The organism is Pseudopedobacter saltans DSM 12145 (genome assembly GCF_000190735.1).
In the GTDB taxonomy this organism is placed as follows: Bacteria; Bacteroidota; Bacteroidia; order Sphingobacteriales; family Sphingobacteriaceae; genus Pseudopedobacter; species Pseudopedobacter saltans.
In genome coordinates, this window is sequence record NC_015177.1 from 848,184 (window position 1) to 870,535 (window position 22,352).

Genomic DNA, 22,352 nt, shown 5'->3' on the forward strand with positions numbered 1-22,352 from the left:
TGAAGAAACCATAATAGCGCTTAGTATCTGAAGATCAGATGTAAACTTATTAACAATAGGATGAAGATAATACTTACTTTTTTGAGTGCAATTTTTTATGCTCTGCCTAGTCCAGCACAGCATAAAGAGAAGCAGGTTATACAACAAATAATAACAGAAAAATTACCGACTGGACTAAAACCTTATTATCCAGGAAGTCAGTTTTCATTATTAAAGAATAATCTATCAAATGTTGTAATCGTAAAATCAGATGATATAAAAAGAGATGATTTGGCGACACAGATACGGGATTTTTTAAAAAAGAAATGGAAAATAGAAATACCGATAGTTAACTGGAAAGAAGCACAAAAGTCAACAAAAAATCTTATACTTTTTGGTACCGTTAATGAAAATACTCCCTTAAGACAATTAAATGCAAATTTTCAATTAGGCGATAATGAATTTGGTTATGAACTGAGGAGTATAGTCAATGCTTTAGATTGGAATAGGAATGTAATTTATATTGGATTTAAAAATAATAAAGACTTAGATAAAGCACTTGATATATTAACCACAAAAGTGAAAAATCCTGATAAGATTGAACACTTTATAGCTTGTGAAGGATGGGAAGAGCGACTTTCTGATAGCCGTTTACAGTCTATGGTTGAAGGAATGAAATCCTATTATAGTAAAAATGCAAGTTATGTACTCACACAATTTGCTATATCAGATTCGTTGAAATACATATCTAATCTTTATAAGATGACAGGATATGCTCCATATGTTACAACTTTTGCTAAAATGCAAAATATAGTATTTGAAAACTATGGACTAACCATTAACGGTCGCACCGAAACAGCACCAAGTTTTTCATTTTATCTGTATCCACAGCTTGTTTACATAATGGAACAATCTCAAAACTTTACTTCTGAAGATAGGCTGGCGTCAGCTGAGTTCATGAGAAAGATTGTCGAAGAAATGATGGTGCATTGGGAGATGAAAGATCCTCTGAGGTTGTATAACGATGGAAAACAGGAATACCTAACCAATCACTCTTGCTTCGCTTCCAGATCAGTTTCGTCGGCTGCAAGATATTTACAAGCGAGATATAACTTCGAGCCAGCGAAGTTTTGGATAAACGTTGCTGACAACGCTTTTGCAGGTGTTGCTCCTCATCCTTTTTCTCCGGAGGACGCAGCAGGGTATCAATATTTAGTATACCAAATATTTATTGATTATGCATTGGCAAGTGGTGTTTATGACTTAGATTTTTTTGAAAATGATACTTTTAAAAATTATGTAGAATTCTGTAAGTTACAATTTAATCATTTAGGCTATACAGCAGGTTTTGGCGATGCGAATCCCATGGGACATGATGGGGGATACACTGTTTTGAAATATGCAGTAGATATTTTGAGAGATAAAGAAGCTGAGTATTTAGTTAGTTTAATTGAGTCTCGGAGACAAAATAAATTGAAAGAGTTTCCTTTTACTAATTCTCCGGGAGTCGAAAGTTTGGGGCTAAAGTATCAGGAAGTAGTGCCTTTTAAACAAGAACAATACGAAGTTGGAAATTATTATAACAAACCTACCTTAGATAAAGCTACATTTAGAAGTGGATGGGACAAAGAGGCTGATTTTTTATCAATTACTGGTATAAATGGAGACGGATATAACCACGGTCATTTTGATGCCAATGGAATTAGCCAATATATTTCAGGAAATAAACTATGGTTGTGGGAGGGAGATTACATTAAGAAATTTCCAAATGACCATAACTCAATAGTAGTTAATAAAGACGGAAAATTACCGGATCAGACTAGGAGTTTGAAAAAAAGGAGGAAATCTTCGTTATCACAAATACTTGCGGCAGGTAATACCCCAAAAAGAGGAAATTCCTTATTATCTATAATGTTGGAGGATTATAATGGTACCAATTGGACTCGTAATATTAATTATATAGCAAAATCCGGTTTTTGGGTAATAGACGAATTAGATATACAGGAAGAGGGAAACTATATTGCAGAAGCATATTGGCGAAGTACAGGAGCAGTTTCATCGCTAAAGCAGGGATACAAAATAACTCAGAAAAAATCTGATGAGCAGGATGACGCTACGGCATTTTATGTTATAGAAGGATCTGGAGCTAACAGATTTAATAGGACAGTGTTCGAAGACATGCATGGCAGAAAAGATGGTAATCTATCTGGTTATATGTTCTCTGACAGAAATACTCAATATATTATTCACCGTAAAGATGGTAAATATAAAAAAGGAGATAAGATTTTATTCATAAATTTTATGCAAGCTGCTTCTGGAAAAAATTCTAAATCACCAGAAATTAGAAAAGTAACCGAAAATATGTTCGTTGCCAATACAGAGGTTTTTAGAGCAGTAATTTTAGGCGCATTTTCTAATAAATTTATGGATATAGATGCGGATATATGTTTTATAGGTCCAGAGGGGATTGTAGCCAGAGGAGCCAATAAATTGAATATAGGGAGCTTTAAATGGCAGAGTTTAAATAAACAAAATGTTTTTATAGAGCTTCCAAAGGAATTATCAGTGGAAGACCTACAACAAAGACTTGCAAACTTAAATCAACAAGCTAAATTATCTTTACCTACAGAATATAATAACGTAAATGTTCCCAAAAATAATCAGGTTGTTATAGGAGATTATTCCTCAAATATTTCTGTAATGTCTTCATTTGTGGATAGGTATGCTGTTGGAGGACAAAATGGTTTGTTTTCCATTAGAAATGAAAATGGAGAGGAGTTGGCAAGCCGAAAATTTACAAAAGCAATTAGCGCAATATGTGCAGTGAAAACTTCAAAAGGAGTGTATTGGGCAGTTGGGGTAGAGCCTGTTAATTCTCGTATTGGTGAAGGAAAGCTCTATTTTTTAGACCAGAATGCAGAAATAGTATGGCAGCAGTCAATACCTTTATATCAAAAGAGAAATGGAAAGATTACTACACTTTTTACCGCAAAAGTTAAAGACACATCTGAACCATTAATTATAGCAGGAGCTCAATCTTGGCACTATTTTGCTTTCTCTACAGCAGGGAAACAAATATGGAAACAAGCGGTCTTTCACGGAGCTACAATTGGTGCAGCGGGAGATATGGATGGCGATGGTTCGGATGAAGTGGCGGCAGGAACTGAGTACTATTATCATTCGATCATTAAAGATGGAAAAGTATTACCGCATACAGTTACTTCCCCCTGGGTATATGCGCTTGCTGTCATGGATCTAAACGGAGACGGGTTAAAAGAAGCTGTATATGGCAGAGGCGATGGTTATTTGTATGTGCAAGCGATTGATAAAAATCCTGTAAAACCCTGGACTTTAAATATTGGAGGAAAGCCAACAGCTATTGTTCCGATAGAAAAAAATGATATAAAGATCGCCGTTTCTAATGCGCTGGGCAATATAACGTTTGTTGATGGAAATGGAAAAGCCATCAAAACAGTAAACTTACCATTGTCAATAGAGGATATGGTTATGTCCAAGCAAAAATTATATGCAGTATGCGCGGACAATTATATCTATAAGTTAAACTTAAATGGAGATGTATTGGAGAAGTATCCTTACCTTTTAGATAGAGGTTCCATATATACCCCGAAGATAGTAGATACAGATAAGGCAATACATGTTTTCTCTGGTAAAAAGATTTTTTCCGTGTCGAAGTAATAGCGTCTTATAAAGAGACAATAATATATTGTTAAGTATATATCATAAGCGATAGATAAATATGAAAACTAAACTTTTAAAAGTTTTTTTCGCTTTTGTTTGTAGAGAAAAATCAATTAGACAATAAGCATATTTTATGTCTTTTAATGGGAGTCAATAAGGCGAAATACTGTTTTAAGATAGGACAGTTTCAAGTTACTAACCTTAGTTTTTGATATGTATAACAAAATTTTATTAACACTATTAATACTTTTTCCGGGAAGAGTATTTTCACAGATAAACTATACTAACCTAGGGCCTCAGCTATTTAGTAATACAATAGAAGGCAGTGCTTTTTATAAAGCTGGTGATGGAAAAATATATATTTATACTGTAGTAAGAGGTCAACCGGCACATTTGCTTGGCTATGACTTAAGCAATAACAGTTTGGTTACAAACATCGCTTTGGAAGAAATCACAGGTGCTTCCTCTGTTGTGTTTTCAACCGATGGCATTCTTTATATAGGTGGCGGCAATGTATATACTTATATACCCGGGAGCACTACGGTTAGCAACCAGGGAAAAGCTTTTGGAACCGAAACGACTCTGTACGATTTGAGAGCGGGAAATAATGGAGCTATATATGGAGGTACTTATCCGGGCTGCCGGGTATTCAGGTATCATCCGAATGAGGGATTCTCGGATGCCGGGTCTGGACCAATCGTTCCCGGAGAGAACTATGTAAGGTCTATGGCCTACAATAAAAACACAAATAAGATATACGCCGGTGTTGGTGCCCATGCATCTTTAATAGAACTGGACCTGACAACTGGTAGTAAGCGAAATATCCTACCATCAACCTTCAGCGACCAGCAGTTTGTATACAGCCTGACTCTTATAGAAGACTTGTCCGGAGGAGACCGACTTTTTATTACAGTCCAAAATGCCGCTATTTCACTGGTATACAATATAACTACCGAGACTTTTGAATATCAGGGAAAAGAGGTCTATACAAAAGCCGCAATTAAATCTCCTGCAGGCAATGAGGTATACTTTACACACGGGAATAAACTTTTATCTTACCCCAATATAGCATTTGGTAATTATGCGCCGGTATTTGTTACGAATATCTCTTCTAACGCCAGAGCATCAGCCTTTATAGATGGCACTTTATACACATTAACTACAACCGGAGAGGTAATAAAATATGATCAATCCAATTGTATCGTCTCGAAAAGCAATCTTATTATACCCGGACAACCTGATGATTTAATTACAGCGCATAAAGGCCCGGCAAATACAATCTGGACCAGCGCACACGTGACAGGAGCAAATTCATCCTACAATCCAGCGACAGGAATAAGCCAGATTTTTGAAGGGATGAACCAAACCGAGAGCGCGGGACTATACAATGATAAACTTTATTTCGGTACCTATACAAAGTCCCGATTTTACGTTTACGACAGCAATTTACCCTGGAATATGGGAAGTAATCCCAAGCTTCTGGGTAGTGCAACGGAACAGGACAGACCATTTGGTGGTTTAGGAATACCGGAAGAAGGCAAAGTCTTTTTTGGTACTGTACCTGCTTACGGTGCTAACGGCGGGGTATTGGTAGAATTTGATGTCAATAGTAACAACCTAATGACTCAATACACCAATGTAGTTTCAAATCAATCTATTATTTCTCTAGCCTATAACAATGGCAAATTATTTGGCGGAACTTCAATCTGGGGAGGTCTGGGCAGTACTCCTGTTGCTACAGAGGCGAAGCTATTTGTCTGGGACATCGCAACAAAAACAAAAGTTCACGAAATTACACCTGTAAGCGGAGCAAAAGCCATTACCTGTTTAATTAATGGTAACGACGGATATATTTGGGGATATGCGCAGGGGTATCTCTTTAAGATAGATCGGTCAAATTACAATATTGTCTCCAGTTCAAAAATTCTTAACGACACCAGGTCAAGTCATTTGTGGAGACCGGACAATCTGGTTTTCAATGCCAAAGATAACATGTACTATGCTAGTATCGCTCACAGAATTTACAAATTAGATCCGCAGAATATGGTGCTTACGGCATTAGATCGGTTAGGTGCTTATTTAACTCTCGGACCGGATAGTGAAATGTATTTCTTTAGAGGTCCAGATTTATGGAAAATGGAAATTAATTAGTAAACAATAAAATTATTAAGTATATTATACTAAATTATGAACCATTATAAACATCGTTAAATCAAATTAATCAGAAACTGTGTTTCTTGTTTAAAAAACGGGTACGTAGCTCAAAATATAAATTTTATCAAAATATAAATTAAAAACCATGAGAAAAATTACAACCAGAATTTTCATTGCATTATGTGTTAGCTCTTTATATTCTTACGCTCAAAAGGGAGAGTGGGAAAAACCGGGAGGTATTTGGGAATATAATATGAGTAAAAAAATGCCTGGACAGGATTCTATTAGTGGTGATAATTTACAATTTGCCTCTTCGGCTGGCAAAGAGGCATTTTTAGTTAGTCCTCCATCCGGATCTGCTATGGTTTCTTCTACAAAAGGTAATCCTTCCTTTATACGCAAATCTGGCTCAAATGCAGGTTTGAAAATTAGAGGGGCTAGTACAGACGGTTCCCCTACTAAGTTTGCGGTATCTGGTATTAAAGATGCTACTCCTGTGATGAGTATTTCTTTTACCATAAAACCAGACCATAACGCAACAAAAACAGATTGGTATTTTGTTTTGGGTAAAAGCTCTCCTATTTTTACCGACCCAGGTACTATTTTACCGATTAGTAAAACCGGTTCTTCGCCTAACGGGCATATTTTTGCTTCTTTCAGGATACAGTCCAATGCTTCTTTTGGAGATAAAGCGTCTAACAATTACAGGCTACAGTTAAGACAGCAACCCGAGCTGGAAGAGGATATTACATGGACAAACAACAACACGGCTCTATTTAACAAAGGGAAAAGCCACCAGGTAGAGATATATGCCAATAATGGGGTTACTGCACAAAAGTATACGTTGAATGGCACCGAACACACCTTGCCTGCCCGTACTTATCATTTATGGATTAATTCGACTCAATTTGGAGGTAATCTTCCGGCAAATGCAATCAGACGCAACCAGCCTATAGATGCTTTTCTATTGATGTCCAGAGACGCAGTTGCGGGCACAGACGGCCCTTCTAATCTTTCAACGCTGGAAATTAATAATGTTAAGGTGAAATATGCTTCGAAATAATTTTTAACCTTCAAGATCATAACCATGGAAAGAAAAATCATACTAACATTTTCTATTCTGGGACTGTTAGCTATGGCAGCCCAGTCTCAAACTTACTGGAAATCGAGTCTGGGTAAAGGAGATGTTATTTGGGAGTATGACTTTACAACAAGTCCCCAAAATATAAGTGGTTATGGTCTTGCAGAGGTTTCAACATCAACATCTCCCACTTTTTTACCCAGTCCTGTTTCTGGCAATGTAGCCATAACTACTTATCCCCGTTCTGTAAACGCAACGCTAAATTCCCCAGCTACATTTTTATTGAGTGGCAGCTGTGTGACCTCTTCTTTAACCATGACATCTACAGGCGGCAATGGAGTTGTGGACAATACCGGTGTGAGTAGTTTTGTTATAAATCAGATTCCGGGTTCTACAGAAATCATGAGTTTACATTTTAATCTGACTTTAGGTGCAACTTATGGAAATACTAACGCTAACTGGTATTTTATAATAGGAAGGGCTTCGCACAATTTGCTTGGTACTACAAATACCAAAAGCTTTGAGCATACCAAAAAACATGATCACGACGACAGGATTTACGCGGTTTGGAGATACATTAAATCTCCAACTTATCCTACAAGATTCGCATTTTCAAAAATGGCTCAATCTCCTGCTGATTTCAGTGACGGAAAAGGAAAAACCTGGACAAGTGAATCTTCAGGAAATCTGGAGTCTAATACTTCCTATGCGATAGATATATACTGCAATAATTCAAGCTCTCCCCAACAATATATACGCAATGAAACATCCGTGAGTTTGGCATCTGGCCAATACGCGATTTACGTTGATGGCAGTTTAAAGGACACTTTTGATAAAAATGCTATTGCATCAAGCTCAGCCAGGCCTTTAGACGGATTTGCAATTTTCTCCAGAGACCCGGCTAAATCGGGTACCGAACAGGACAATTCCTCGTCACTTTCAATTAGTAATCTTAAAGTGGTATATCTGGGTGCTGTTTCCACAACACCGGTAACGCTAACAGATTTTAATGGAAATGCAACAAATACTGGCATTGCTTTAAACTGGCAGACCGCAAACGAACAAAATAACGCTCACTTTATACTTAACCGCTCTATAAACGGGAAAGACTTTTCTTATTTAACCCGTGTAGAAGGAAATGGTACAAGCAATAACGTGAAACATTACAGCTATACGGATAAAAACCCATTTACTGGTACTAATTATTACCAGTTGGAGCAAATAGATAAAGACGGGACAAAAACTGTAATAGATAAAATTGTTCCTGTTAAATACCTAGTTTCTGAGGAGGTGTTTAATATTTCTAAAATATCATCCAATCAGTTAAAAGCTTTTGTTTTTTCTGAAAAAGGTGAAGATGCCGAGCTAAGCATTACAGACATTTCTGGAAAAGTTATTTATAAAGCAACCAGAACCTTAAAACAGGGAAGCAACCACATCGATTTATTTATCTCTGCTAAGCCCGGTGTTTATGTAGCTACTTTAAAAGGAACAACAGGAACGAAGAGTGTCAAATTTATTTTATAGCGGTAAAAAATGAATGAAACAATTCTTATTTAATTGCGGGTACGCAACCTTAAACGAACAATATTACTAACCATTAAAAATCACAATTATGAAAAAACTATTACTAATCACAACTTTCATAGGTTTGTTGAACACCGGTAAAGCTCAAACTTACTGGAAAGCGGATGTCGCGAACAGCAAAGGCGATGTTATTTGGGATTATAGTCTTGCTGTTCCCGCTGCAAAATCAATACAAGAAATTAATGTCAATTCAGAATCTACTCCGGATGCTGAAGGTTTTTTACCTAAACCTCCTTCCGGTACAGTAGCAGTAAGAACTTATACGAGTACTAATCCCGACCCCAATACCAGTCCTGCTGGTTTTTCTTTAAGTGGAAATACTTCTCCTTCTCTGACTATGATAGCAACAAGTGGTCCTTCAAATGCTGGCCCCTCAGCTACGGCTGCAACGAGTAAGTTTGCTGCCTATGGTTTTGCTAATGCAACAAATGTTATGAGCTTGCATTTTAATATGACATTAGGTGTAGAGCCATCTAATTCTAAGGCTAACTGGTATTTTATGATAGGAGGAAATTCGTATCCCGGCATACTTACCAATCAAGGCAATATGGTTACATCAACTGCAGAAACGGCTGCAGGGGTATATGCCCATGATAATAGAATTTTTGGTGCTTACAGGTTAAATAAATCATCTGAAGGTGGAGATTATGTGCACACTACTATGGGAGTAACTTCTATTACCGCCCCTGGAGGTAGAACCTGGTCTGGTGCTGTTGATGCAAATTTAGCTGCAAATACAGCCTATAAGATAGATATCTTTTGTAATAACTCTACTGCTACAGTAAAATATATTCATCCTGGAACTGGAGCCGAGACAGATTTAGCCGCGGGCAAATATGTGATTTATATAAATGAAGATCTAAAAGGCACTTTTAATAAGCTTGAGGTTACAACCAGCCAAAACCTAAGGAGTTTTATGATTATGTCCAGAGATGCGGCTCAAAGCGGCTCTGTTCTTGATAATTCAGCGTCACTTACTATAAGTAATTTTAAGGTAGTACATTTAGGAACTATTTCTACAAACCCTGTTAACCTAACAAGTTTCATCGGAAAAGCAACAAACAGCGGTATAGCTCTAAACTGGCAAACCGCAAGCGAACAAAATAATTCACACTTTATACTTAGCCGCTCTTCCAACGGAAAAGATTTTTCTTATTTAACCCGTGTAGAAGGAAATGGTACAAGCAATAACGTGAACCATTACAGCTATATAGATAGGGCTCCTTTTGCCGGTGTTAACTATTACCAATTGGAACAAGTTGATAAAGACGGGACAAAAACTGTAAATAAATCATTGTATGTGAATTATAAAAGTACAGATGCTGATTTTGTGGTTTCCAGATCTTCTAACAACAATTTAAAAACAACCTTAAATGCCAGCAGAATCGAGTGGTCAGAAATTATAATTACTGATATTGCAGGTAAGGTAATTTACAAAGGGAAACATCTATTGTCAGAAGGTAAGAATGAAATTGAAGTGCCTTTATCTGGTTCCAAACAGATGGTTTCTGTCGTTTATGTACAGACAGCAACGGAATCTAAAAGCGCTAAACTGATATTGTAATACCTATTAATATTTTCAGGGCGATCTTAATCATAAGTTTCGCTTTTGAAAATTAGAGGTTATCTATTAACACTTATATTTTGAAATTATGAAAAGAATATTATCATTATTAAGTTTAGTTATAGGGATTAGTATCGCTACAGAGGCTCAGATTATCAGGTATGTAGCCCCAAGCAGCATGGGAACGGCAGACGGATTAACAGCTGCAAATGCTTCGGATTTTTTAGATGCCTCTTTTTGGACAGCTATCCAGAGTTCTCTACAAACACAACCTGTAGTAGTGAAGTTTATTGCCGGCGACTATATAAGAGCTTATACCGAACAGTCTTTAATCCTAAACGAGATGGGGCATTATAGAAATAACTTGATACTCGAAGGTGACGCTGGAAATACTATTTTTACCGCTCCAACCGGGTACGCTACCAAAACAATTATATTCTCTTTAGTGAACTGTCAGAATATAAGCGTAAAAAACTTTCATTTTACAGGGAACGGCAGTGTAGATTATGTATTTAGGGTTACTTCTACCTCAGGAAAAACAAGTAAAAATATTTTAATAGAAAATTGTCGTTGGGAAGATATGCGGGGTATTGTCTATGGGGCATCAGGCACTGCATCCGGTACATCTTATGTTACATTTAAAAACTGTACATTTAAGAGAATCGGATTAAATGCTGGTTCGCACATGATATATAATGCTTATGATGCGCATCATATCAGCGTTATAGATTCTCATTTTGAAGATTGTACGGGAGATTACGTAAGGTTCAGAGACAATTTAGATTATGCCATAGTTAAGGGCACAACTTTTATAAGAAACCCTGGTTTTGATAGTTATCCTTTTATCTCCATGCCTCTTTTTAATGATGTCAATCCGGGTGATGAAATTTTTGCTACCAATTATTCATTTACCGACAACACATTTACTAATGCTACAGCAGCCATACAATTTTTCAGCCAGGGCTATGATCCTGCAGATCGAAATCATTTACTTACGGCACAGGAAGGTGCTATGCTAACAAGCGGAACAGACCAACAGAAAAAAGATGTATTGCTAAATAATTATAAAATTAATACCGACTTGGTAAGGATAAATAATAATACTTATAATAATATATCCAAACAGGTAATTTTAGTTAGCAATATTGGTTACGGTTCTGTATCTAAGGGGTGGACAGGGGAGGCAAATATCTCGGGCTTGTTTAACAATAGTGATGAACCGTTGCCTTGGGAAGGAGACCAGTATGCTTTCTCTAAGTGGGTAGAATCAGGGGCTTTAAAAAACATTGAATGGAATTATTATTTTACCGGGGGAACCAGTACTGTATCAGGAACTGGGGGAATAATAAGAACCTCTACGACTTCGATTATGGATTTTCTGCCAAAAACTACTTCCGGCGAAGCCTCTATCATGACACATACCAACACGACGGTCAACTCCTCTTCTTTTACGCTCAATGGCAACGGTTCATCTTTAACTATGGTTCATACAGCCGGGAACGGAACAGCTGTATCTCCTGCTAAATTTTCTGTAAGAAGTTTTGAGGCATCATCTAAGGTAATGAGCGCTCATTTTGATGTAACATTAAGTAATACAGCCCAAAACAAACAGGCTATATGGTACATTGCCGTAGGAGATTCAACAGCATTGCCTATTAAAAACACAGACAGTGCTCCCTCAATTACAGGCTCTACCTCTACCGCTGATAAATTGTATACTGTATTAAGAATAAGGAAAGTAGCTTTCGGTAATTCATATGCTGTTCAGGCAAGGCATAATGATGGCAAACAGACAAACCCAACAACTAATTGGGGTTGGCAAACTATAACGGGAGCAACATTAACCAGTGGCAACGTAGCTAAAATAGCTTTGTTTTTCAATAATACCGAGAACCAACAGCAATATATCTTTAATGGGGTTACTAAAACTTTAGCGGCTGCATCTTATCATATTTATATAGATGATGTGCAAAAAGGAGCAACATTGACTAATTTAGTCAGAAATACATATCCGACAAATGGAAATATAAAGTATACGGGAGACTTATCGGGTTTTTCTATTATGAGCAGGGAAGGGGCAATGTCATTTACTACTGAAGACACAGGAACTACAGGCCCTTCAGCGTATGACAATTCTGCATCTCTAATGGTAACCAACTTTCAAATTGTCCACCTTGCTACTCCAACAACTACACCAGTAACACTAACAGATTTTAGCGGAAGTGCAACAAACACCGGCATAGCTTTAAACTGGCAGACCGCAAGCGAGCAAAACAATTCTCATTTTATACTTAACCGCTCTATAAACGGGAAAGACTTTTCTCATTTAACCCGTGTAGAAGGAAATGGTACAAGCAATAGCATAAACCATTACAGCTATATTGATAAAACCCCATTTGCGGGTACTAATTATTACCAATTGGAGCAGATAGATAAAGACGGGGCAAAAACTGTAATAAATAAAATTGTACCTGTTAAATACTTGGTATCTGACGAAGTGATTAGCATTTCCAAAATATCATCCAATCAGCTAAGAGCCTTTTTTAATTCTGAAAATGGCGAAAATGCCGAGCTAAGCATTACAGACATTTCAGGAAAAGTTATTTATAAAACAAACAGAGTCTTAAAGCAGGGAAATAACCAGATAGATTTATTTGTACCTGTTAAACCCGGCGTTTATGTAGCTACTTTAAAGGAAACAGCAGGAATGAAGAGCGTTAAGTTTACGCTATTAAATTGATCCGGTAATACAACGTTAAAACTAAAAATTATAAGAAAATATTAACTATTTAAATAAATACACATGAAAAAAAATACGTTATTTTTATTATCAGCTTTAACCATAGCTAGCTTTCACACAAAAGCCCAATGGGTTGAATCCGGAAACCAAAAAAACATTGTTTGGGAATACAGTTTTGCTGGTACAACAAGCACAGTGACAAATTCTGGTAAAGGAATAGAAAAAACATCAACTCCCTCATCTCAGGACTTCCTTCCAAGACCAAAATCTGGAGAGGTTAAAATTATCGCAGGTGAAGAAAACGGAACTGGAAAATCTTCTTTCACCCTTAATAACGAGGGGAGACCCTCTCTAACCATGGTGCATACCAGCGGACGGGGTTTTGCTCCGGCTGCGGCAAAATTTATTGTCCGGAATTTCGAAGTTAAATCAAAAGTGATGAGCTTACATTTTAGCTTAAAACCAGGTAATACCGCCGAAAACAAACAAGCTATATGGTATTTTATTGTCGGATCGGGGACGAATTCCAGTGTTGGTGGGGCAGGGGCACCAATCATATCGGCAGCTGGTAACGTAGATAAAGGAGTATATACCCTTTTCAGACTTAGAAAAGCTGCTGTTGGAGGAAAGTACAGTTTACAAGCAAGATATAATGATGGCACTCAACCAAAAGCTGATAATAACTACTGGGGTTGGCAAACAATATCAGGAGTGAGCCTGACAAGTGATAAGGAAACAAAGTTTGATATATTCTGCAATAACACAGATGAAAGCCAATTGTATACTGTTAACGGAACGCAGAAAACATTACCTGCAAAAGCTTATCATATTTATATAGATGGAGTGCAAAAAGGTGCAGGTAGTAATGAAGCCGCAAAATTAGTGAGAAATGAAGGTGGAGTTGATAAGGATATATATTATACTGGAGATCTAAACGGCTTTAGTATCATGTCTCGTGAAGGAGCACATTCAGATCTAAAGAATGCTGACGGCACCATTAGTTATGACAACTCTGCGTCATTAATGATAAGTGATTTAAAAATAGTTCATCTCGCGGCAGCAAAAAAATAAGAATCTGGAATGTCCTTAAAAGTAAAAAGAGAATTAGACGAGGAATGAAAACCTCGTCTAAACTTATTTTAACAAATCTTATTATGCCTGTTAAACCCTAATCTCAATAATGAAAAAAACAATCAATTTACTCCTGTTATCTTTTTTTGGTATGTCTGTTTCGGCGCAAGATTTAACAATAATTCCGAAAGAAAATTTTAAGGTAACCAATTTGGGCCCTCAGGTAACGGATATCGTTTTGCAGGGAAGTGTTTTTGCCAAAGATCCGGACGGAAAAATATTAATATATACCGTGATTAGAGGAACTCCAGCTCATTTACTTGCCTTTAATATCGAAACCCGAAAACTGGTAATTGATTTACCATTACCAAAAACGGATGGATCATGGGATTTAGAAGTTAGCTCAACAGGGATAGTCTATGTTGCTGGTGGCGCTGGAGGATTTTTTTATAAACATGTTCCCGGTACAAACAAAGTAGATAATATAGGGAATGTTTTAGGAACAGAAAAATATATATGGGACTTATCTGCAGGTAAGGATGGTGAAATTTACGGTGCAACTTATCCAAATTGCAGGGTTTTTAGATATCACCCAAATGAAGGTTATACAGATTTCGGAAACGGGCCTTTGGTAGAAGGAGAAAATTATGTGAGAGGGTTGGTATACAATCACACCAGTAAGAAAATTTATGCCGGTATTGGTTCTCATGCACATCTCATAGAACTGGATACGAAATCTAAAACGAAGGTTAGTTTATTGCCACAAGAATATAAGTCGGCGCAGTTTGTATATGACATAGGCCAGGTACAGGACTTAAAATCGGGCGACAGGATTTTCTTTACCGTTGCCGGAGCAAAAAAAGTACTTGTTTATAACATCACAAAAAAAAGATACGAAGCAGAAATGCCCGAATTCCCAGTAAAGGCTATAATTAAAGATCCGGCAACAGAAAAAGTATACTACGTTCATAACAGTAAACTGATGATGCTGGACTATAAAGAAGAAAAGCCAACCCCTGTAGAGCTTTCCAATTTCAGAGGAAAACCTTTAGCTTCTGTATGGAATGAAAAAGGAGAACTCGTATTCCTGAACAGTTATCAGCAAATCATAACCTTTAATCCAGTGACTTCTCAGCAAAAAGCACAGTCTTTGATAGATGTCCCTGCTCAACCTATATCCTTAACCTATATAGATATTGGACCCGATAAAAAAATTTGGTCGGGAGGATATTTAGGTGGTAGTAACGCTGCTTATGACTTAAAGAAGAATAAGGCTACGGTATATAAGGGGCTAAGTCAAACAGAAAGTGTTACAAAGCTAGGTTCTAAGATATACTTCGGTAATTATCCTAAAGCCAAATTTAATGTGTATGATATTTCAGAGGAATGGAGTATTAAAGATAAAAATCCTAAACAAATAGGGGCTGTTGATGGGCAGGACAGGCCCTTTGGTGCATTAGCTGTGCCATCTTTAAACAAGGTGTATTTTGGTACAGTTCCGGAATATGGAATCAACGGAGGCGCTCTGGTAGAAATAGATGGAGCAACTGATAACGTTGTAAGTCTGGGAGAAATCGTTCAAAAACAATCTGTCATTACATTGGCCTTTCAGGGGGATATGCTGGTAGGAGGTTGTTCAATATGGGGTGGATTGGGTATTCAACCGGTAGAAAAGGAAGCGAAGCTATTTGTCTGGGATCCCATGAAAAAGCAAAAAGTATTTGAGATTGTACCAGTACCCGGTGCAAAAGCGATTACATCACTAATAAATGGTCCGGATGGAAATGTTTGGGGGTACGCAGGCGGTACGCTGTTCAAATTTGATTTGAAAAAGAAAGCAGTAATACTAACTAAACATATTTTTAATGATAAAAGAGATTCATTTCTGTGGAGACCTGATACATTTGTTGTTCATCCAAATGGAATGATATATGCCGCTTTAGATGGGAATTTAATTTCATTAGATCCAAAAACACTGGATATGAAATCCTTTAATGTCTCAGGATCAGACCTTATTATGGGTTTGAATAAAGAGATGTATTACAGGCAAGGTAAAGAAATATGGAGTTTGGATATTATAAAAAAATAATCTCTTATTAATTGATCAAAATATGTTAAAGGACATTTTTTCGAAATATGGTATTGTAGGCATATGGTTAATTTGCTTTTGTATTTCTTTAGGTGCGACGTCTCAGCCTAAACCGCAAGATCTTACAATAGAACTCTCCTTAAATAATAATGATTGGATTTATAATATAGGAGAACAGGTATCTGTGTCAGGAGTGGTTAAGTACAAAGGGAAGTCACTTGACAGTGTGAAAGTTAAATATGATATCGGTCCTGAAATGTTAACTGCGATAATAGCCGATAGTATAATTATTACCAATGGCAGTTTCGTCCTTCAGGCAGGTACCATGCAAAATCCGGGTTTTTTAAGATGTACAGTTAAGGTTGAGTATAAAGGGAAAGAATATCGAGAGGTAATAACTGCTGCTTTTGATCCTAATAAAATTGCTCCTACAGTGGATATGCCTTCAGACTTTATGGATTTTTGGCAGAAGGCTATAAAAGACAACAGGGAAATACCTTTAGATCCTAAAATGACCCTCTTAAAAGATAGATCTACAGAAGAGCTTAACGTATATGAAATTTCTTTCCAGAATTACAAACTGGGCAGTAGGATATATGGCATTTTATGTGTTCCAAAATCACCGGGGCGTTATCCGGCAATATTCAACCCTCCGGGTGCCGGAATACATAAAATTCAGGGCGACCTAACTACCGCCAAAAATGGTTTTATTACATTACAGATAGGTATACATGGAATTCCGTTAAACATGGAGCCCGAAGAATACAAAAAACTTGCTAACACTACCTTTAAAAGATACAGGGTAGAGGGAATGGAAAATAAAGACACCTATTATTTTAAGAGAGTGTATCTGGGCTGCGTAAGAGCAATTGACTTTATATATACGCTACCCGAATTTGATGGTGAAAATATAGCAGTAACTGGAGGAAGTCAGGGTGGAGCTTTAACTTTGATAACAGCTGCATTAGATAAAAGGATAAAATATTTGGCGGCCTATGCCCCTGCATTATCCGATCTTACTGGATATTTACATAATCGAGCCGGTGGCTGGCCACATATGTTTAAAACGTCTATTAATAATAATGAAAAACTAATAAATAGCTTGCAGTATTATGATGCGGTAAATTTTGCTAAACACATACGGGTGCCGGGCCTGTACAGTTTTGGATATAATGACGAAACTACACCGCCTACAAGTATGTTTTCTGCGTATAATTCAATAATGGCTCCAAAGGAATTATACGTGGTAAAAGAAACAGGGCATTGGTATAACAGATTACAAACTGAAAAGCGAGCCGATTGGTTACAAAACAAATTAAGAAAAAATTAAATGAAGTGTTTAAAGTACGTAGCATTAGCTTTTGCTCTTTTTTTGTGTTATGAAAACAGCATAGCACAAAAACCGTCACGTTTTCAAGCTAATATCCAGAAGTTTAAACAACTGGACAGCATTAATCCACCGGCTAACAGCCCTATTTTGCTAATTGGCAGCTCATCTTTCACTAATTGGAAAGATGTACAATCTTATTTTCCTGAATATACAATTATAAATCGAGGCTTTGGGGGATCTCAGTTTCCGGATTTGATAAGACATGCAGATGACGTTATCTACCCCTATAAACCTAAACAAATTATAATTTATTGTGGAGATAATGACTTGATGACCAAAAATGCTACACCACAAAATGTATTTGATAATTTCAAAACATTGTATAATGGTATCAGGAGTAAATTAGGGAAAAAGGTGAATATCACTTTTATTTCTATTAAGCCTAGTCCAAGAAGGCGGCATCTTATCCCTCGAGTAGTAGAAACCAATGCTTTGATAAAGAGTTTTTTAAAAAAAGATAAGAATGCCGGATATGTCGATGTCTATAATAAAATGCTGGCTGCGGACGGTGAACCCATAAAGACGATATTTTTAAAGGACAGTTTGCACATGAACGCTTCAGGCTATGATATTTGGCAAAAAGAGATAAAGCCTGCTTTATTAAAGTAGTAAAGAACTTTCCCTGCAACTTTAAAGAATTCCAAATTAAAGTCAATTGAGCGATACTATTATGTGTTACTCCAAAAAAATCACTTAATAAAAAGACAAACGATGAGATATAAATATATTATTCTTATAATTCTACTCTTCATATCCAGATACGTAAAATCTCAAAATTTGGCTGTATTAGAAGGGATTGTAAGCTATAACAATTCAATAATTGAAAAAGCTTCAATTTCTTTAATTAATACATCTTACTATACAGTTTCAGAATCTTCAGGGCAATTCAAAATATCGAATATTAGACCTGGTAAGTATTTTTTACGTGTACAGACTGATGGACTTTCTGATTTTTTAGAAGAAATATCATTAAACGCTGGGACCAACTATAAAGAAATCAATTTACAAAATGTCATAAACCACCTAAGTGAAGTAATAGTAACTGCAGAAAAAAGAGAAACCAATATGCAGATGACTCCATCTAGCATTAGTGCTTTAGATTCTAAAGACGTTAGAAATGCCAGGATATGGGATATAAAGGACTTAACCGCTATAGTTCCTAATTTGTATGCAGCTAATCCCGGCGATCTCAGAAATGTAGTTAGTATAAGAGGGGTAACTACAACTTCGTACGAACCAGCCGTGGCAACTTATATAGACGGAGTAAGCCAGTTTAGTTTAGATTCATATATTTCGCAGTTAAATGATATAGAAAGAATTGAAGTTTTAAGGGGGCCACAAAGTACATTGTACGGCAGAAATGCTACCGGTGGAGTAATTAATATTATTACTAAGCAGCCGGATAATCAGACCAAAGGTTTTGCCGAATTAAACTTTGGAAACTTTGGTCTCCAGCGTTATGCTGTGGGTGTAAGAACTCCAATAGTTGCTGACAAATTATATTTTGGAGCAACCGGCATATTTACTCGTAAAGACGGTTTTTTCTTTAATGAATTTACAAATTCGGCTTATGATGATATGAAGCTGAGTCAGGGCAATTATTTTTTAAAATATCGGACAAATAAACGCTTATCATTTCTTATTAATGTAAAGCATCAGCTGCAATTAAACAAAGGTACATTTCCTTTGGTTATGGACAAGGAAGAAGCTTTTGAAAAACCTTTCAGGCTAGACCAAAACAGAAGTTCTAGGATGAGAGATCGGACTTTTAATATTTCTTTGACTGCTAAGTACCAACATGAACATTATGTGTTAAATTCTCAAAGCTCTTATCAGGAAAACTATCGTTTTTACGAAGACCCGATAGATGCAGACTTTTCCAGTTATGATATTATAGCTATTGTAAATGATTTTGGCAAAAAATGGAATAGGAATAAAGTCCTTATGCATGAACTTCGGCTTTCATCTCCTTTGTATTCCACTGCCAAATTGAAATGGAATACAGGTATTTATGGGTTTTTGCTAAGTAGCCCCCTTAAACAAGGCACCTATTATGGAAGCGATGCGGGAATGTACGGTTCACCGGTAACCAATTTTACAGATATAAACATAAACAGCCTTAATGGGTATGGCTTTGCCGGATTTGGGCAAATAGATTATCAGTTATCCTCATCATTATCTTTAATTGCAGGTTTAAGATACGATTATGAACATAAGCAGCAGCAGATAGGAGGTATGGTTATTCCTGAAGGAGGTAAACAGCTGGTAACAAGAACAGATACCTCCGCTTCTGCAAATTATGGCAACTATAGTCCAAAAATAGCTTTGAACTATAGTCTGTCTGAAAATCATAATTTTTATGGTGTGTACAGCAGAGGCTTCAGAGCTGGTGGTATCAGCGAGTACTCTTCCGATCCTTCTCAGGCACCTCTTATTTCATATGATTCGGAATATAGTAATAACTTTGAAATAGGTACTAAAAATATGCTGGTGGGGAGAAAATTGAAACTTAATGCAGCTTTGTTTTATACCCAAATAACAAATGGACAAATACCTGTTCTCGTCATGCCAGAAGCATTGACATTGATTCGCAATGCTGCAAAAATGGCAAGTAAGGGTTTCGAATTTGAGTTATCAACCATTCCGGTTAAAGGTATCGAATTGGCATATAATTTTGGATATACAGATGCTCATTACGAAGATCTGGTAAGTCCAGATAATGATCACGGAGAAAATAAGGACTTAAGCGGCAAAAAGCAGGTATTTACGCCTGAAACGACCTCATTTTTATCTTTACAGTATACTTATTATAATCTGTCTTCAAATTCTAAATTTTTTGCAAGGTTAGAATACAGACATATCGGAAAACAATATTTTGATTTGTCAAATACAATTTATCAGAATGATTATGGTCTGTTAAATTCCCGTTTAGGTTTTCAGTATAAAAGAGCTGAAATAGCTCTGTGGGGTGCAAATATTATGGACAAAAAGTATATTAGCTACGCTTATGATTTCGGAGCGATACATCTGGGAAATCCAAAAACCTATGGTCTGTCACTAAGCATTAAAATTTAAATTATAACGGTAACGTACACAATAAATTTGTATATTAACACCAAGCACTAAATGAAAAATATTGAAATTACTGCAGTTGACTCAAATTTCCAGCGTGAAGAACTAAATCATTATTTTGGATTTAAGGGAGGATACTTAACCGAGCTATGGCAAAATATTGTAAGTATTAAAAGTAAAAAGGGATTCGAGGGAATCGGTATGGCTACTCAAAGTGTTTTATATGGAGATGCCGATGTATTCACTTCAACTTCGGAGTCCAACGGTAATGCTTTAATGTATGTATTAACAAACCGGGCCCTAAGAAAAATTGTCAATCGTCAGTTTGAAAATCCAATAGAATTATTAGACCAGATTATTCCGGAATTACATAACGAGGGTAAGGAGATAACAGGAAAAGTTGGCTTAAATATCAACTTTCTGTATAACGCATTGCTAAGTGTAGATAACGCGTTATGGTTGCTTTACGCTTACGAAAATGATATCTCTACCTTTTATGAAATGATTCCCGAGGCTTATCGACGGGCATTTTCTTTTAGGAATAATAAAGTGGCATTGATGTATTTATTGTCTTATGATACGACATTGGAAGACATAAAAAAAGCAGTTGCAGAAGGATACTTTATTTTTAAGATAAAAACAGGTTTTCCGGGCAGACCAGAAGAAATGTTGCAAAAAGATATGGATAGACTAACGGAAATCTATGCGATTTTGAAAGATGTAAAAACTCCGCAAACACCTGATGGCAAGGTTTATTATACTATGGATGCAAATGGCAGGTATCCTAACAAAGAATTGTTAGCCAAATATTTAGAACATGCCAAAACCATTGGCGCTTTCTCGCATATTTTATTTTACGAAGAGCCATTTGCAGAGGAAAACAACGAAGATGTCTCAGATTTAGGAGTATTAATAGCGGCTGATGAGAGTATCCATACAGAAGCCGATGCTTATAAAAAACTTAGTTTAGGTTACGGTGCTTTTGTGTTAAAAGGCATTGCTAAAACACTGAGCGTGACTGCTAAAATAGCAAAAATAGCCTATGACCATGCTATACCATGTATATGTGCAGATTTAACAGTAAACCCTGTATTGGTAGATTGGAACAAGAATATAGCCGCTACTCTACAACCTTTTCCGGGTTTGAACATGGGATTAATGGAAACGAATGGCGATTTGAATTATAAAAATTGGGATGAGATGAAAGCCAGACATCCATATTCAGGCGAAAAATGGGCGAATGTCTCAAATGGAGTATTCGATTTGAACGAGCATTTTTATAAGCATTCAGGGGGAATTCTTTTAGTACCAGATTATTATAAAAACCTTTTTAAACATAAATAAAAATTATATCACAAAATATTATGTCAAATATGAAACAGATTATTAAACTGATTACTGCAGTAGTTCTTCTGCTTGTTTTGCAAGTTCTGCCATCTATGGGATACCAGAAATTTAATACCACGGAAATTAAGCTTAGTGTTTTGCCGGGATTACAGTTCAGCCTGCCGAGATTTCAGGTTAAACCGGGACAACAGGTTAATATAGTATTTAATAATACTGATAATATGGAGCACAATCTGCTTATTGTCAATCCTGGTCAGAGAGAAAAAATAGTACAAAAAGCAATGAGCATGGGTTCAAATGGTGCGAAGAATAATTATATCCCTAATGATAGTGATGTTTTATGCAGCATACCTGTGCTACGCAACGGAGAATCCCAAACTTTAACTTTTAAAGCGCCGGACAAAGAAGGTGTTTATCCTTATGTGTGTACTTTTCCCGGACATGGTTTTATCATGTATGGAGCAATGTATGTGAGCAGTTCGAATACTATGCCACCGATAGAGAAAGATAAAAACGTTTCTCCAAGTCGGATGAAAGCAGATGCTTCACATGTACATCACTAAACCTAAAGGATAATAA

The 22,352-nt window shown here is 36.5% G+C and carries 13 protein-coding genes; all 13 read left to right on the plus strand.

Annotated elements, in window-relative coordinates; all coding sequences use genetic code 11:
• The first annotated feature begins 60 nt into the window (after positions 1–60).
• The 13 genes from PEDSA_RS03485 to PEDSA_RS03545 all read left to right on the plus strand — a co-directional run bounded on the left by PEDSA_RS03485 (position 61) and on the right by PEDSA_RS03545 (position 22,336).
• Positions 61–3,675, plus strand: coding sequence for a mediator of RNA polymerase II transcription subunit 31 (locus PEDSA_RS03485; protein ID WP_013631771.1), 3,615 nt, complete (start codon positions 61–63; stop codon positions 3,673–3,675).
• 216 nt (positions 3,676–3,891) lie between these two features.
• On the plus strand, positions 3,892–5,829 hold the full coding sequence (locus PEDSA_RS03490) for a hypothetical protein (protein ID WP_013631772.1): 1,938 nt from the start codon (positions 3,892–3,894) through the stop codon (positions 5,827–5,829).
• A gap of 148 nt (positions 5,830–5,977) precedes the next feature.
• Positions 5,978–6,895 (plus strand): hypothetical protein, encoded by a 918-nt coding sequence (locus PEDSA_RS03495; protein ID WP_013631773.1) that lies wholly within the window; start codon positions 5,978–5,980, stop codon positions 6,893–6,895.
• Between the two features lie 24 nt (positions 6,896–6,919).
• Positions 6,920–8,440, plus strand: coding sequence for a T9SS type A sorting domain-containing protein (locus tag PEDSA_RS20050; RefSeq protein ID WP_013631774.1), 1,521 nt, complete (start codon positions 6,920–6,922; stop codon positions 8,438–8,440).
• Positions 8,441–8,528: 88 nt separating this feature from the next.
• Positions 8,529–10,064, plus strand: a complete 1,536-nt coding sequence (locus PEDSA_RS19415) for a hypothetical protein (protein WP_013631775.1) — start codon at positions 8,529–8,531, stop codon at positions 10,062–10,064.
• Positions 10,065–10,152: 88 nt separating this feature from the next.
• Positions 10,153–12,804 (plus strand): T9SS type A sorting domain-containing protein, encoded by a 2,652-nt coding sequence (locus PEDSA_RS03510; RefSeq protein WP_013631776.1) that lies wholly within the window; start codon positions 10,153–10,155, stop codon positions 12,802–12,804.
• A 63-nt stretch (positions 12,805–12,867) separates the two neighbouring features.
• Positions 12,868–13,875: a hypothetical protein gene (locus PEDSA_RS03515; protein WP_013631777.1), complete on the plus strand. Its 1,008-nt coding sequence runs from the start codon at positions 12,868–12,870 to the stop codon at positions 13,873–13,875.
• Positions 13,876–13,984: 109 nt separating this feature from the next.
• A complete protein-coding gene (locus PEDSA_RS03520) occupies positions 13,985–15,964 on the plus strand; it encodes an NHL repeat-containing protein (protein WP_013631778.1) in 1,980 nt (659 codons plus the stop codon).
• 22 nt (positions 15,965–15,986) lie between these two features.
• A complete protein-coding gene (locus tag PEDSA_RS03525; RefSeq protein WP_013631779.1) occupies positions 15,987–17,294 on the plus strand; it encodes an acetylxylan esterase in 1,308 nt (435 codons plus the stop codon).
• Complete coding sequence (locus tag PEDSA_RS03530; protein WP_013631780.1) at positions 17,295–17,963, plus strand: GDSL-type esterase/lipase family protein; 669 nt, start codon at positions 17,295–17,297, stop codon at positions 17,961–17,963.
• 102 nt (positions 17,964–18,065) lie between these two features.
• The gene (locus PEDSA_RS20495) at positions 18,066–20,429 is read left to right on the plus strand and encodes a TonB-dependent receptor (protein ID WP_013631781.1); all 2,364 of its coding nucleotides are present in this window, start codon (positions 18,066–18,068) and stop codon (positions 20,427–20,429) included.
• Positions 20,430–20,480: 51 nt separating this feature from the next.
• Positions 20,481–21,770 (plus strand): enolase C-terminal domain-like protein, encoded by a 1,290-nt coding sequence (locus PEDSA_RS03540; protein ID WP_013631782.1) that lies wholly within the window; start codon positions 20,481–20,483, stop codon positions 21,768–21,770.
• Positions 21,771–21,799: 29 nt separating this feature from the next.
• Entirely contained in the window at positions 21,800–22,336 is a 537-nt protein-coding gene (locus PEDSA_RS03545; RefSeq protein WP_013631783.1) for a plastocyanin/azurin family copper-binding protein, read from the plus strand.
• Positions 22,337–22,352: the final 16 nt, after the last annotated feature.

What these genes read in the sequence shown, in the direction of transcription:
- PEDSA_RS20050 (WP_013631774.1), top strand. Translation starts at nt 6,920, where the DNA reads ATGGAAAGAAAAATCATACTAACATTTTCTATTCTGGGACTGTTAGCT.
- PEDSA_RS03495 (WP_013631773.1), top strand. Translation starts at nt 5,978, where the DNA reads ATGAGAAAAATTACAACCAGAATTTTCATTGCATTATGTGTTAGCTCT.
- PEDSA_RS03520 (WP_013631778.1), top strand. Translation starts at nt 13,985, where the DNA reads ATGAAAAAAACAATCAATTTACTCCTGTTATCTTTTTTTGGTATGTCT.
- PEDSA_RS20495 (WP_013631781.1), top strand. Translation starts at nt 18,066, where the DNA reads ATGAGATATAAATATATTATTCTTATAATTCTACTCTTCATATCCAGA.
- PEDSA_RS03530 (WP_013631780.1), top strand. Translation starts at nt 17,295, where the DNA reads ATGAAGTGTTTAAAGTACGTAGCATTAGCTTTTGCTCTTTTTTTGTGT.
- PEDSA_RS03545 (WP_013631783.1), top strand. Translation starts at nt 21,800, where the DNA reads ATGAAACAGATTATTAAACTGATTACTGCAGTAGTTCTTCTGCTTGTT.
- PEDSA_RS03485 (WP_013631771.1), top strand. Translation starts at nt 61, where the DNA reads ATGAAGATAATACTTACTTTTTTGAGTGCAATTTTTTATGCTCTGCCT.
- PEDSA_RS03525 (WP_013631779.1), top strand. Translation starts at nt 15,987, where the DNA reads ATGTTAAAGGACATTTTTTCGAAATATGGTATTGTAGGCATATGGTTA.
- PEDSA_RS03540 (WP_013631782.1), top strand. Translation starts at nt 20,481, where the DNA reads ATGAAAAATATTGAAATTACTGCAGTTGACTCAAATTTCCAGCGTGAA.
- PEDSA_RS03490 (WP_013631772.1), top strand. Translation starts at nt 3,892, where the DNA reads ATGTATAACAAAATTTTATTAACACTATTAATACTTTTTCCGGGAAGA.
- PEDSA_RS03510 (WP_013631776.1), top strand. Translation starts at nt 10,153, where the DNA reads ATGAAAAGAATATTATCATTATTAAGTTTAGTTATAGGGATTAGTATC.
- PEDSA_RS19415 (WP_013631775.1), top strand. Translation starts at nt 8,529, where the DNA reads ATGAAAAAACTATTACTAATCACAACTTTCATAGGTTTGTTGAACACC.
- PEDSA_RS03515 (WP_013631777.1), top strand. Translation starts at nt 12,868, where the DNA reads ATGAAAAAAAATACGTTATTTTTATTATCAGCTTTAACCATAGCTAGC.